Annotated in this window: 12 protein-coding genes and 2 pseudogenes; 5 read left to right on the forward strand and 9 right to left on the reverse strand. The window is 52.6% G+C overall.

Annotated elements, in window-relative coordinates:
* Positions 1-285 (forward strand): annotated as a pseudogene (locus JSN25_RS16125) (PhzF family phenazine biosynthesis isomerase); the annotation flags it as partial.
* A 59-nt stretch (positions 286-344) separates the two neighbouring features.
* Here the strand turns inward: JSN25_RS16125 and nhoA are convergent.
* The gene (gene nhoA, locus JSN25_RS16130) at positions 345-1190 is read right to left on the reverse strand and encodes an N-hydroxyarylamine O-acetyltransferase (RefSeq protein WP_038640665.1); all 846 of its coding nucleotides are present in this window, start codon (positions 1188-1190) and stop codon (positions 345-347) included.
* Between the two features lie 157 nt (positions 1191-1347).
* Here nhoA and JSN25_RS16135 point away from each other — a divergent pair, with 157 nt between their 5' ends.
* Positions 1348-1920 (forward strand): flavin reductase family protein, encoded by a 573-nt coding sequence (locus tag JSN25_RS16135; RefSeq protein ID WP_121529063.1) that lies wholly within the window; start codon positions 1348-1350, stop codon positions 1918-1920.
* A 213-nt stretch (positions 1921-2133) separates the two neighbouring features.
* On the forward strand, positions 2134-4110 hold the full coding sequence (locus tag JSN25_RS16140) for an alkyl/aryl-sulfatase (protein WP_204525130.1): 1977 nt from the start codon (positions 2134-2136) through the stop codon (positions 4108-4110).
* Positions 4111-4148: 38 nt separating this feature from the next.
* On the opposite strand, the gene pptA is transcribed toward JSN25_RS16140, so the two are convergent.
* On the reverse strand, positions 4149-4376 hold the full coding sequence (gene pptA / locus JSN25_RS16145) for a tautomerase PptA (RefSeq protein WP_069324916.1): 228 nt from the start codon (positions 4374-4376) through the stop codon (positions 4149-4151).
* A gap of 39 nt (positions 4377-4415) precedes the next feature.
* Positions 4416-5033, reverse strand: a complete 618-nt coding sequence (locus JSN25_RS16150) for a glutathione S-transferase family protein (protein ID WP_038640673.1) — start codon at positions 5031-5033, stop codon at positions 4416-4418.
* Between the two features lie 111 nt (positions 5034-5144).
* Here JSN25_RS16150 and JSN25_RS16155 point away from each other — a divergent pair, with 111 nt between their 5' ends.
* Positions 5145-6074: a LysR family transcriptional regulator gene (locus JSN25_RS16155; protein ID WP_069324918.1), complete on the forward strand. Its 930-nt coding sequence runs from the start codon at positions 5145-5147 to the stop codon at positions 6072-6074.
* A gap of 89 nt (positions 6075-6163) precedes the next feature.
* Positions 6164-7153, forward strand: coding sequence for a zinc-dependent alcohol dehydrogenase family protein (locus tag JSN25_RS16160; protein ID WP_204525131.1), 990 nt, complete (start codon positions 6164-6166; stop codon positions 7151-7153).
* Positions 7154-7188: 35 nt separating this feature from the next.
* Here JSN25_RS16160 and JSN25_RS16165 read toward each other — a convergent pair whose 3' ends face one another.
* The 6 genes and pseudogenes from JSN25_RS16165 to JSN25_RS16190 form a co-directional block, all read right to left on the reverse strand.
* A complete protein-coding gene (locus JSN25_RS16165) occupies positions 7189-7962 on the reverse strand; it encodes an amino acid ABC transporter ATP-binding protein (RefSeq protein ID WP_038640679.1) in 774 nt (257 codons plus the stop codon).
* Entirely contained in the window at positions 7946-8872 is a 927-nt protein-coding gene (locus tag JSN25_RS16170) for an amino acid ABC transporter permease (RefSeq protein ID WP_087856590.1), read from the reverse strand. The genes JSN25_RS16165 and JSN25_RS16170 overlap by 17 nt, the downstream gene beginning before the upstream one ends.
* 9 nt (positions 8873-8881) lie before the next feature.
* Positions 8882-9391 (reverse strand): GNAT family N-acetyltransferase, encoded by a 510-nt coding sequence (locus tag JSN25_RS16175; protein WP_006684497.1) that lies wholly within the window; start codon positions 9389-9391, stop codon positions 8882-8884.
* Between the two features lie 10 nt (positions 9392-9401).
* Positions 9402-11660 (reverse strand): annotated as a pseudogene (locus JSN25_RS16180) (NtaA/DmoA family FMN-dependent monooxygenase).
* 25 nt (positions 11661-11685) lie between these two features.
* Positions 11686-12807 (reverse strand): amidohydrolase, encoded by a 1122-nt coding sequence (locus JSN25_RS16185; protein ID WP_038640686.1) that lies wholly within the window; start codon positions 12805-12807, stop codon positions 11686-11688.
* Positions 12807-13805, reverse strand: coding sequence for an MsnO8 family LLM class oxidoreductase (locus tag JSN25_RS16190; protein ID WP_085048182.1), 999 nt, complete (start codon positions 13803-13805; stop codon positions 12807-12809). Before JSN25_RS16190 ends, JSN25_RS16185 begins: the two co-directional genes overlap by 1 nt.
* Positions 13806-14210 lie beyond the last annotated feature (405 nt).

Here is a 14210-nt window from a genome sequence, read left to right on the forward strand (position 1 = left end):
GGCCTAARCGCCACCGATGGACGCATGTTTTCACCCGCAATTGGTATTGTGGAAGATCCAGTCACCGGCAATGCCAACGGGCCGATGGGCGCGTGGCTGGTTCACCACCGACTGATGGCGCATGATGGCAAAACGTTACGTGTTCAGGGGCATCAGGGCCGCGCGCTGGGTCGTGACGGTATAGTTGATGTGACGGTCGCTATTCGTGATAACCAGCCGGAAAAAGTCACCATTACCGGTTCGGCGGTGATCCTGTTTCATGCCGAATGGGCGATAGATTTTTAATCTATTTCTATGGGCCGGATATGGCGATTACGCCGCATCCGGCACTATTCCCGATGGTGTTATTTCCCCGCTTCCGGGTGCGTATCAAACGCCGCCATTACCGTCGCCAATTCTTCTTCAGTAAATCCATGCTTCACATCATCCACGCCCAATCCAAACCGTGCCTGCAATAAGGCGTACAGGCTGGCGACGTCAGGCAGATTAATCTGCTCTACCGCATGGCCATCCTGATAATGGGTAAAATGAAAATTGGTTAACGTAAATTTACCGCCGTCTGGCAGATGACGGCACATCAGCAGATGGTGACGAAAATGCGACTGCGGCCAATGCGCCGACCAGAAGTTGCCCATCAGATAATCGCTCTGATGCTGCATAACCAGGTCAAAACGGTACATTGATTGCCAGTGTTCGTGATGAAGGAACTGCAAAATCCAGTCTTCACCTTCCTGAATCAGACGATACTCTCCGTGTGGTGTGTGCTGTGCAACATCTGCCTGCAGACGAATCGGCGCTGTCAGCGTTTGCCCACCGAATCCGACGTCAGCGATCCACTGCTCTCCCTGCAGCTCAACCAGCAGCAGACGATGCGTGCGTGGCGGTAGGCTTGACGGATTCGCCAGTACCACACGTCCAAGTAAACTGCGAACGGTAAAACCGATTTCGCGGAGCGCCCGCTCAAATAACCCATTTTGCTCAAAACAATAACCGCCGCGACGCGCCGTCACCAGTTTCTCTTCCAGCGATGCGTCGTCGAGTTGCATTTCGCGTGGCAGCAGCACATCGAGATTTTCAAAAGGAATGGCGCTGTTGTGCAGTAAATGCAGCGCTCGCAGGGTTTCAATGTTGACGTTGGCCGAACCTGACCAGCCAATACGGGCAAAATAAGCGTTTAAAAAAGGCGTCATAACAGCTTCCTGTTTGTGTAATGTTGTACTTATAACGCATTTTTAATTTTACGCCGTCGATTTTGTGCGTTGTTCTTCCTCACGAGGCGACAAAATCGCTAATACCGTTAATATCTAAGTTAATTGTGGTGTGTTATCTCTCAGCCAAGGAGCATCCATGAGCCATTTTCGTCCTCTCGAACTAAAACATGCCAGTCGACTGCTAAATCACGGCCCTACCATTTTAATCACCAGTCGGGACGATCATACAGAGCGGCGGAATGTGATGGCTGCTGCGTGGTCAATGCCCGTTGAGTTTGAACCACCGCGTATCGCAATTGTGGTTGATAAAACCGCCTGGTCGCGGGAACTGATTGAACGCAGCGGCATGTTTGGCATCGTTATTCCGGGGGTTGCCGCCGCTAACTGGACCTGGGCCGTTGGCAGCGTTTCCGGTCGCGTGGAAGATAAATTCAACTGCTACGGCATTCCTGTGGTGCAAGGACCGGTGCTGGGTTTACCGCTGATAGAAGCAAAATGCCTGGCCTGGATGGAATGCCGTCTACTGCCTGCAACGGCGGCACAGGAAAAGTATGACACCCTGTTTGGGGAAGTGGTCTCGGCGGCCGCTGATGAGAGAGCCTTCGTGGAAGGACGATGGCAGTTTGATGATGACAAGCTCACTACCCTGCATCACCTTGGGGCCGGAACGTTTGTCTCCATAGGGAGACGCATTACCGCAGGCGAATAATTGTCTGCTAACGAATGGCGGCTCATGCTTTTCATCCCTCACCGTCTTCTTAAAACTTCTGAAAAACCAGTCGGATGAATCGCTGTCCTTCCTTGCTGAATCATTTGCGTGAATTATAGTTAAACTTGCTCTAACTCAAATATCTATTCCAAACCCAATCAGTCAAAGCAGCATCCCCCAACTGTACTTATAAAGTGTCAGAGAGGTTTTACGATGCAACTGAATAGAATCGCACAAAGTTTTATCCTTGCCGGGTTACTCACCTCTGCCTCTGCTCCCCTGATTGCCGCTGAAGCGCCAAAGGACGCAACCGCTTCCACGCAACAAGCGAACAATGCGCTTTTCAATCAACTGCCCTTCTCCGATAACACCGACTTTACCGATGCTCATAAAGGCTTCATCGCCCCAATTCCTCAGGATGTGATCAAAGGTGAGCAAGGAAATGTCATCTGGAATCCACAACAATATGCGTTCATTAAAGAAGGCGATAAAGCCCCGGATACGGTAAATCCGAGCCTGTGGCGYCAGTCYCAGYTGATYAACATCAGCGGMCTGTTTGAAGTGACSGAMGGYGTYTAYCAGATCCGYAACCTCGAYCTKTCCAACATGACKATCATTGAAGGTAAAGAAGGSRTYACCGTYGTYGACCCGCTRGTRTCWGCWGAAACSGCCAAAGTCGGGATGGAYCTYTACTTTAAAAACCGCGGTMAAAARCCMGTTGTCGCGGTGATTTATACGCACAGCCACGTTGACCATTACGGCGGCGTGCGCGGCGTTGTTGATGAAGCAGACGTTAAAGCGGGCAAAGTGAAGATTTATGCACCTGCCGGCTTTATGGAAGCGGCGGTGGCTGAGAATATCATGGCCGGCAACGTTATGAGCCGTCGCGCGAGCTATATGTACGGCAATCTACTAAAACCTGATGCCAAAGGTCAGGTTGGTGCCGGACTGGGAACCACGACCTCCGCGGGAACCGTCACCCTGATTGCSCCAACCAAYATMATTGAAAAAGATGGKCARAAAGARGTYATYGATGGCCTGACCTATGACTTYATGYTGGCCCCAGGSTCMGAAGCSCCGTCWGAAATGTTGTGGTATATCGAAGAGAARAAACTSATYGAGTCTGCTGAAGACGTCACCCACACCCTGCACAAYACCTAYTCCCTGCGYGGSGCSAAAATTCGTGARCCRYTGCCRTGGTCSAARTACATYAACGAAGCSATTGTRCGCTGGGGWGATAAAGCAGAAATYMTSATGGCRCAGCACCACTGGCCRACCTGGGGYAAYGAMAAWGTSGTKAACCTGYTGAAAAGCCARCGWGAYCTSTATCGTTAYATYAACGACCAGACSCTGCGTATGGCTAACGAAGGTCTGACCCGYGATGAAATCGCSGCRAACTTYAARCTGCCGGAYWSMCTGGCGCATACCTGGGCKAAYCGCGGTTACTATGGTTCSGTCAGYCATGAYGTGAARGCGACCTAYGTGCTCTATCTCGGCTGGTTTGATGGCAACCCGGCAACGCTGGATGAACTGCCGCCGGAAGAAGCGGCGAAGAAATTCGTCGACTATATGGGCGGAGCGGACGCCATTCTGCAGAAAGCGAAAGCCGACTATGACCAGGGTAACTATCGCTGGGTGGCCCAGGTGGTGAGCAAAGTGGTGTTTGCCGATCCCAATAACCAGGCCGCGCGCAACCTGGAAGCTGATGCGCTGGAACAGCTAGGATACCAGGCTGAATCCGGTCCGTGGCGCAACTTCTACCTGACCGGCGCGCAAGAGCTGCGTAATGGTGTGGTTAAAGGSCCAACCCCGAACACTGCMAGCCCGGATACSGTRCGYGCYATGACSCCRGAAATGTTCTTYGACTAYCTGGCGGTWCATATTAACGGGCAGAAAGCGGGTGATGCCAAATCGGTGTTTAACATCGACCTTGGCAGCGACGGTGGTAAATATAAGCTTGAACTGGAAAATGGCGTGCTAAACCATACCGCCAATGCCGAAGCAAAAGAGGCTGACGCCACGATCACATTGAATCGCGACACGCTCAATAAAATCATCCTCAAGGAAGTGACGCTGAAACAGGCGCAAGACAGCGGCGATGTGAAGATAACCGGCGACGGCGCTAAACTTGACGCTATGCTCGGCTATATGGATAAGTTCGAATTCTGGTTTAACATCGTTACACCGTAAACCTGTTGAAAACGGGCGGAAAATTCGCCCGTTTTATCTCACATGCTGTAGCCAGGTTTTTTAATTAACGTTGCCATCTGCGGCTTAATCTCCGCATCCCACACGCCCTGCCACGCCTCTGGCTCAACTTGATTCAGCGCCACGCTTACCGAGCTGTCTTTGCTTTGCAAATGACGAATAATGACGTCGGTAATATCCGCCGCCAGCGCGGATTTTTGCTCGTCGCTCAGATCGCGGGGAAAACATTTAATATCAACGTGCGGCATAGCAGGTTCCTTATTGTTTTGGTCAGAAAGTGTGTTTTCTCAAATAATCTTATTGTTTTTCAGCACGGAACGTAGCCGTGGGTGCTGGCAAACCGCATCAGCGATAGCGCTAATATTCGGCGTGTTGTCCTGGAACCAGTCATGTCCCGGCCCCCAGCTACGCATCACACAAATATAGACGTCCAGCAAGGTTAGCTGCTCTCCGAAAGCGTACGGCTCGGCGCTTAGCTGGTCATTCAACCACATATAGAGAGATTTTCGGTACTCAATACAATTTTTTTTCAACTGCGTCGGAGCATCCGGCACCCAGCGTTCAGGATAATCGGCATAGGTGAATGTGGGATAGACATTTGCCACCAGCCATATCAACAGACGCTGGAACTGCTGACGCTCGCTGCGCCCAACGGAGGGCGAAAGCTCGGGACAACGATCGAGGATCATCAGGGCGATCGCCGCTGTTTCCGTCATGACTTCGCCATTTTCCAGTACCAGTGTGGGCACCTGGCATAGCGGATTCATTGTCTTAAGCAACTCCCGCGAAGGACCATCGCTGTCAAAACCGTCGACATTAATAAAACTGTAAGGGATCTCCGCCAGTGTGAGCATCACTTCACTGATGGCCGATCCCCAGCCCGGCACCCCATAGACCTTAATCATGCTGTAACCCTCAACGTTAAAACACTAAGTGTAGAGCAGCATTCAATAACCTATGCAGGCATGATTATTACTCTCATAATAACAATGATCGGATATCGGGAGAAATAAGCGATGCGTTCCAGTATGTTTGAATATATGACCATTTTTATACAGGTTGTTGAGCAAGGTGGATTTGCCAGAGCTGCAGACGTATTACACCTGCATCGCCCCGCAGTGACCAAAGCCATCCAGCATCTTGAAGACGAACTGGGGGCAAAGTTACTTAACCGCACAACCCGTAAAGTGACGCTGACCGATGAAGGTGACGCTTTTTACCAACGCACAAAAATACTGCTTGGCGACGTTGATGACATCATGGCCTCTTTCTCGCCAACCCGCCCGCCACGCGGAAAACTCAGGGTTAATGCCCCTCTGTCGCTGGCGCATTCCGTGTTAGTTCCTGCGCTGAAAGATTTCCAGTCGCGATATCCTGACATCGAGATGGTACTCACCTCCACCGACCGTAAAATCGATATGCTTGCCGAAGGTATCGACTGCATGATCCGTATCGGCGAATTACAAGACTCTTCCCTGATATCCAGGCGACTTGGTGAAGTAAAGATGGTGACCTGCGCGTCACCGGATTATTTGCAACAACATGGCGTACCGCAGACACCAGAGGATTTATCCCGACACCAGGCGCTTAACTTTTTTAGCGAGCGTCACCGGGAAGCGCTGGAGTGGTCCTTCATTAGCGGAGGTAAAACTTTATCGTTCACGCCCACCGGGCGGATAAGCGTTGATAACTCCGATATATTGCTGACCGGCTGTTTATCTGGACTCGGCATCATACGTGGTGTTCATGCCGTGCTGGCCCCCTACCTCCAGTCGGGTCAGCTCGTTGAGGTGCTGGCCGATTACGCCGGAGAATCAAAACCGGTTTCTGTGCTTTACCCCGACAGGCGTCACCTCACCCCTCGCGTACGGGTATTCATTGACTGGCTGTGCGAACTTTTTAGCCAACAAAAACCGCGGCTTCAGGGATTGTTACGAAATGAGTAATAGTGAAGTTCCGCAACTGCGGTTTTTCACTCTCATCTGAATCGTTAAATTGTGCGGACCCAATACAGAACAATTTACTGAGGTCTGCTATGTCTAAGGTCGTAGTTTTTAATCAAATTGGTGACGCTGACGTCCTGAAGATTCAGGACATGCAGGTTCCCGCGCCTGATGCAAATGAGGTTCAGATCCGCGTACGGGCAATTGGTATCAACCGTGCGGAGATTATGTACCGCACAGGTCAGTATATTTACCAACCTCATTTCCCGGCACGGTTGGGTTATGAAGCTGCCGGAGTCGTTGAATCCGTAGGAGACAACGTAGGTGAGTTTGCACCAGGGGATTACGTTAGCGTCATTCCGGCTTTCAGCTTTCATCAATATGGTATGTATGGAGAAGTCGTTAATGCCCCGGCGCACGCGGTCGTAAAACATCCGCAAAACCTTAGCTTTGCCGAAGCCGCCGCCAGTTGGATGATGTATGTGACCGCATTCGGTGCGCTGGTTGAATATGCGGATATTAAACCTGGAGATAATGTGCTGATCAATGCTGCTTCCAGTAGCGTCGGACTGGCGGCAATTCAGATTGCTAATATGCTCGGCGCAAAGCCTATTGCGATGACGCGAACCAGCGAGAAGCGAAGCCAGCTTTTGCAGCTTGGGGCAGCAGATGTTATCGCCAGTCATGAGCAAGATCTTGTCACTGAGATCTCACGCATTACTGATGGCAAAGGAACCCGTGTGGTCTTCGATCCGGTCGGTGGCCCGGGAGTGGCAAAAATTGCCCAGGTGATGCCGGCCGGTGGGATCTTTTTCCAATATGGCTCGCTTGATGCACGCGACCTTTCTATACCGGTCATTGAGATCCTCGGTCGCCATTTGACTTTCCGTGGTTATGAAATTTTTGAAATCACCTCGGACGCAGAAAAACTTTCGCGAGCGAAACGGTTTATCTTTGAAGGATTGCAGTCCGGGCAGCTCAATCCGCTGATTGATAAAACCTTCGCCTTTGATGATATCGTCGAGGCACATCAATACATGGAAGCCAACGGTCAGGTAGGCAAAATCGTTGTCACTGTATAACCCCTGTGCGGCACACCCTTGTGCCGCAATGTGTCTCAAAGCACTTTCGACAAAAACTGCTGGGTGCGCGTGTGGCGTGGATGATTCAGCACCTGCTCGCTGCTGCCCTGCTCGACAATTTTGCCATCGACCATAAACACCACCTGATCCGCCACTTCCCGGGCGAAGCCAATCTCGTGCGTTACTACAACCAGCGTGGTTCCCGACTGCGCCAGCGCTTTGATAACATCCAGCACTTCGCCCACCAGTTCGGGATCAAGCGCTGACGTGGGTTCATCAAACAGCATGACGCGCGGATTTAATGCCAGTGCACGGGCAATGGCGATACGTTGTTGCTGTCCGCCGGATAAGTGACGCGACCAGGCATCGGCTTTATTACGCAGTCCTACCGCATCAAGCAGGGTTAATGCCCGCTCGGTAGCGGCTTTACGTGTTGCCAGACCGTGCGCAATGGGCGCTTCAATCAAATTCTCCAACACCGTTAAGTGCGGGAACAGGTTAAAGTTCTGGAACACATAGCCGACGTTAACGCGCTGACGCAAAATTTCCGCCTCTTTCAGCTCATACAGCTTATCTCCCTGCCGACGATAGCCAATGTAATCGCCATCAATTTGAATAAACCCTTCATCGACGCGCTCCAGATGGTTGATAGTCCGCAACAGAGTGGATTTCCCGGAGCCGGATGGGCCAAGAATAACGGTTACCGTACCGGGCGGGATCTCCAGCGACACATTATCCAGCGCTTTGTGGCGACCGAAGTATTTGCTGACGCCGGTAATAGAAATATGGCCTTCAGGCGAGTGGGACATGGGCGGTCTCCTGCTGTGGACGTTGACGACTGCGTTTTTCTGCACGACTCACCCGGGCGGTATTGATCGCTGAACGTCGTTCGCTACGTGCCAGCGCGCGTTCGACCAGGTGCTGAATTAACGACAGGACGCTGGTGATCACCAGATACCACACCGCGCCGACCATCAGCAGCGGGATCACCTCCTGCGTGCGGTTGTAGATCATCTGGATGGTGTAGAACAACTCAGGCATGGCCAGCACGTATACCATCGCCGTCCCTTTCGCCAGACTGATGATTTCATTGAACCCGGCAGGCAAAATAGTGCGCAGCGCCTGCGGCAGGATAATTCGCAGCGTACGTCGCCATGCCGGTAAGCCCAGCGCCGCAGCAGCCTCGTACTGACCGTGATCAACCCCCAAAAATCCACCACGAATAATTTCAGCGGTATAGGCGCTTTGCACCAGCGTCAGGCCGACTACCGCAGTGGAAAACTGGCCGAGTACATTGATGGTCTCAAAACTGCCCCACTGAATGGGAGTAAACGGAATACCAATCGTCAACGTGTCGTACAGATAGGAGAAGTTGTACAGAACGATTAGCACTACAATCAGCGGTAACGAGCGAAACAGCCAGATGTATCCCCATGCCAGACCGTTCAGCAGCCAGGAAGATGAAAGTCGCGCCAGCGCCAGCAGACCGCCGATGAGAATACTCAACAGCGTACCGATAAGCGTCAGCAATAATGTTTGCCCGAGACCGGACAAGATAACCGGATCGAAGAACCAGCGGGCAAACACGGCCCATTCCCAGCGCGGGTTAAACGCCACGGACTGGATAATCACCGCCAGAACAAACAAAGCAATGATCGCTCCGACGGTACGCATGGGATAGCGCGCCGGTACGACTTTAATGCTATCAGTCGTTTTCATTTTATCTCCTCAGGCTATTCTGGCCTGACCGGCGATGGTTAACAGTTTGGTAAAGCGCAGTCGTCCATCAAACGGCGGCTGGCTGTACTCTTCGGGATCGCGCGCTGTATCAAACTGCGGATCGTAGCCCTGACTTAAATACAGCCGGACGGCCTCCGGCTGGCGAAATCCTGTGGTCAGATAAATCCGGCTGTAGCCCGCGAGTAGCGCCCTACGCTCCAGCTCCTGCACTACGCGCGCCGCCAGCCCCTGCTGTCGCAGGCTGCTTTTCGTCCAGATACGCTTAATCTCGGCGGTATCTTTGTCGTAAGGTTTGTAGGCCCCGGTGGCGATGATCTCACCGTTACGTTCCAGTACTACGAATAGCCCCTGCGGCGCCAGATACCATTCGGTCAGTTCCACCTCTGCGTCGCGAGAAAAATAATCGCCATAGCGGGCGGCATATTCACCAAACAGACCGTTCAAAATGGGTTGCAGCTCGCTGGCTTCAGGTGAGACCACGCGAAATTGATCGCTCACGATAACCTCCTTAGTCGCCTAACCCGGCTGGGTTGATCTCAGATTGCGGAATGCGTTCCACCCCTTCCCCCCAACGGTTCAGTACCTTGTCGTAGTCGCCGTTGCCAATCACGCCGTTGAGGGCGGTTTGCACAGGCAGAACCAAACCGCTGTCCTTTTTCAGCGTCACGGCGATATGTGCCGCTTTTGGCCAACCGCCATCAACGCTACCCACCAATTGTGTTTTACCGTTGAGCGCGGCTTTCCACGCGCCAATAACGTTAGGACCGAAGTAGGCATCAGCGCGACCTGACTGCAGGGCCAGAGTCTGGGCGGCATCGTCTTTGGTATACACTGGCGTAAACGGCTGTAACCCTTTCTTCACGTTTTCATCGTTCCAGGCCAGCAGGATGGCTTCCTGGTTCGTCCCCGAACCGACGATAATGCGCAGACCGGCGATATCTTCCGCCTGCTCGATTTTCTTCAGCTTGCTGCCGGTTTTGACATAAAAGCCCAGGGAGTCCTTACGATAGGTCGCGAAATCGAATTTCTCTTTCCGCGCTTTTGTGACGGTAATATTGCTGATCGCGGCATCGTATTTGCCGGAGGTGACGCCCAGCGGCCAGTCTTCCCATGATGTGGGCACAACGTTGAGTTCCAGACCCAGACTGTCTGCCACCAGACGGGCAATGTCCGCCTCGCTGCCGATCAGTGTTTTATTGTCATCGGCAAACACGGTCAGCGGCGGCTGACTGAGCCCGGCAATCGCCACGGTGAATTTGCCCGGTACGGCCAGGTGCAGGTTCGCGGGTAATTGCGCCATCGCCTGCGGATTTTTTGCCGTATTAATCGGCGTTTTATTGGCTTCCAGGCTTACGCCCGTGCCGTTAATAGTCACGTCATTTGCCCAGACGGTCGCGCTGAAAGCCAGCGACAGCGCGAGGAAGACTGATTTTTTCTGCATAGCGTTGTTCTCTTATTGTGTGAATTGATTTGCAGGTGTCGCTAATCCCAGGCTTGCACGCAGGGTCGTACCGGGATATTCATGGCGGAACAGGCCACGAGCCTGAAGCACGGGGATAACCTGTTCGACAAAACGTGGGAAGGTATCCGGCGTTCCTCCCTGAATGATAAAACCGTCAGCCGCTTTCTCGTCGAACCACTGCTGAAGACCGTCGGCTACCTGCTGCGGCGTGCCGCTAAAACGCGGACGCGGGCTGGCGGCTTCCAGGGCAACCTGACGTAGCGTTAACCCCCGTTCGCGCGCATTACGCTTGATCTCATCGGTCGTGCTGCGAAAGCTATTTTGTCCGAGGGAACCCAGATCCGGGAACGGTGCGTCCAGCGGATATTGGGCAAAATCATGATGTTCGAAGTAGCGGCCAAGGTAGTTCAGTGCGTCAGCAATGGAAACCAGCGCAGCGGTAGTCTGATACTGCTGCTCTACGTCCTCTGCACTGTCGCCAACAATGACGCTGACGCCCTGGAATATATGCAGTTGTTCGGGACCGCGCCCGGTGGTTGCTAATTGGCTTTTTACATCCTGATAGAACGCTTTAGCCTCCGCCAGCGACTCCTGATGAGTAAAAATGGCATCAGCATGCTGCGCTGCTAATTTCTTGCCATCGGATGAAGCCCCAGCCTGAAATATAATTGGACGACCTTGTGGTGTTCGCCCGATATTTAACGGCCCGGCAACCTGAAAATAATCCCCATGATGGTTAAGCGTGTGCAATTTTTGCGGATTAAAAAATTCTCCGCTTGCCTTGTTACGGGTAAAAGCATCATCTTCCCAGGAATCCCACAGTCCTTTCACTACTTGTAAATATTCATCGGCAATACGATAACGTTGGGCATGCTCTGGATGCTGGGCGCGGGAATAGTTTTTTGCCGACCCTTCCAGAGGCGACGTCACCACGTTCCATCCGGCACGGCCCTGGCTGAGATGGTCGAGGCTGGCAAACTGCCGGGCGGTGGTAAAGGGCTCGCTGTATGACGTGGAGACAGTGCCAACCAGTCCCAGATTGCGGGTGATGCTGGCCAACGCAGATAATACCGTCAGCGGCTCAAAGCGATTTAAAAAATGTGGAATTGATTTTTCATTAATATACAGACCATCGGCGACAAAAATAAAATCCAACTTCCCTTTTTCCGCAATAAGCGCTGTTTCTTTAACAAAGTCAAAATTAATACTGGCATCGGCCTGCGCCGCCGGATGACGCCATGCAGACATATTTCCCGATGCGCCATGCAGAATAGTGCCGAGCCGTAGTTGCCGATTTCCAGCCATAATAACCCCTACCCAACAGGTAAAATTAAATGTGTGCGAATGCCGTTTTTGCTAAATGAGCAAAGTAGTGCGCGGCGGGTTCTATTAAGCGTTCATCCGGATTAAATCCCGGATGATGTAATCCGTATTCGCTGGCGCTACCAATACTGACGAACGCTCCAGGCGTATTTTGCAGGTAGACGGCAAAATCCTCCCCGCCCATATGCAGGTCGGCATAGTGGGTGGCGTAGCCTGATTGTTTCGCCACGGCGGTGGCGATATCCGCCCAACGATCATCGTTCACCAGCGCGGTCGGTCCCGCATGCCAGATAACATCAATTTGTGCGCCAAAAGCGTGGGCAAATCCGGCGGCGATGTCATTTACCCGGGCTTTGACCTGCTGCTGCACCTCAATGCGATGCGTTCTGAGCGTCCCTTCCAGCTCTACGGACTCCGGCAGTACGTTCCATGTGTTTCCTCCCTGAATACGGGTCACGCTGAGCACCACTGAATCCAGGGTGTTAACATCGCGACTGGCAACGCTTTGCAAAACTGTTACCAGTTGGCTGGCGAGCAGGATGGCGTCTTTGCCTTCATGCGGACGCGCCGCATGTGCGCCTTTTCCATTGATACGTAACACAAAGCGATCAACATTGGCATAGAATGCACCGCCGCGCGTGGCGAACTCCCCTACCGGCAAACCCGGTTCATTGTGCATGCCAAAAATAGCCGCGACGTTTTGCAGTGCACCGGCGCGAATCAGTGTTTTGGCGCCGCCAAAACTCTCTTCCGCGGGTTGAAACAAAATACGTACTCGCCCCGGTAAGTCTGCTTCCTGCTGCTTAAGCAGCAGCGCGGCGCCAAGCATGACGCTGGTGTGAATATCGTGCCCGCAGGCGTGCATCACCCCCGGCGTGAGTGAGCGAAACGGAACATCGGCGCTTTCTTCTATCGGCAGGGCATCAATGTCCGCCCGCAAGGCGATGATCTCTTCTCCCTGACCAATTTCCGCGACCAGACCAGTTTTCAGGTTGAATGGCAGAATCTGGACATCAGCACTGCGCAACCAGTCGCGAATACGCGCCGTCGTCGCCACTTCCTGCAGGGAAAGTTCCGGGTGTTGATGCAATTCACGACGCCAGTTGATAAGCGTTGTCGCCAGTGTCATCAGACCACCTCCACGGCGTTATGGGCTTGTGCCAACAACCGTAGCGACGTCAGACGCGCGTGCCCCTCTGCCACTGGCGTGTCGATAATGAACTCATTAATGCCAAATTGCGTATGCAGGGCATTCAGTTTTGCCAACACGTCGTGGGCAGTACCGTGTAACAAGGCCTGTTCACGACGCGCGATTTTGCGGGGTGGACTGCCAGCCTGCGCAGCGAAGGCCAGCGCTTGCTCTTCGCTGGCAACCGTGACGCGTTGGCCATTTTCGAGTTCCACGCCCCAGATCTGCACGTTTTCCGCAAGCTGCGCGGCGGTGTCGTTACTGTCAGCCACAATCACCTGGACGGCGACTATCGTCGGGCGTGTGCTGTGGGTCTGCCAGAAGGACAAAACGTCACGCAATAACGCTCTGTCACCGTTGAGGTGTGCCGCGAAGATGAAATTCCAGTCGGATTGCGCTGCCAGCTGAGCGCTTTGTACACTGGCTCCCAGCACAAACCCTTCTGGCGGTCGCGGTGGGATTGGCGTCGGGAAAACCGTTTCCCCGCTTTCCGTGCCGTTCAGCGCCAGCCAACCGTTAAGCTGAGAAAGCTGGTCAGCAAAACTGCCTTTTTCATCCTGATGAAGTCCCAGCTGTAACGCCTGAGTCGACAGGGGTAAGCCGCCAGGCGCTTTTCCGACGCCAAGATCGACACGTCCGGGGGCCAACGATGCCAAAAGATTAAAGTTTTCCGCCACTTTGTACGGGCTGTAATGCTGCAGCATCACGCCGCCGGAACCGACGCGGATACGCTGGGTTTGCCCAAGGATCCAGGCGATCACCAGCTCCGGCGACGGGCTGGCCAGCTGTGGTGTATTATGGTGTTCCGCGATCCAGAAACGATGGTATCCCCACTCTTCTGCCAGTTGCGCCAGACGCAAGGTCCGGGCAAGCGCCATCACGGCAGTTTCTCCTTCCCCAACGGGGCTTTTATCCAGAATACTCAGGCGATATGACATGTTACAGGCCCATATTTGTTAACATGTCTTTATTATTAAATTATCAAATAACCATAATGAAACACTTAATTCACATTTGCTCAGCAAAAAAGTAGATAACCAGCCCTGTTGCTGTCAGGGATAAGATTCGGCTTATCTCTCACGGGCGAAACACGCCGCAAAAACAGCCTGCACGTATTACCTACAAAATATAATAGGGTTGTTGTTACTACAGTAATACCTTCTTTATCCTTTCTGCCAGTGTGCTTTTTATGGTGATTTTTTTAGCGTGATTTACATTAAGTCAGATTAAATAGCTTGCCACGTTATATATTTGTATTAGATGTTTCACTTTCATGACAATTAACAACTTTTATACGTCGGGATTTTTATTATAACTACTTCCACCGAAATCATGATTAGTAG

This window comes from Citrobacter cronae (genome assembly GCF_016893685.1).
Lineage (GTDB): Bacteria > Pseudomonadota > Gammaproteobacteria > Enterobacterales > Enterobacteriaceae > Citrobacter > Citrobacter werkmanii.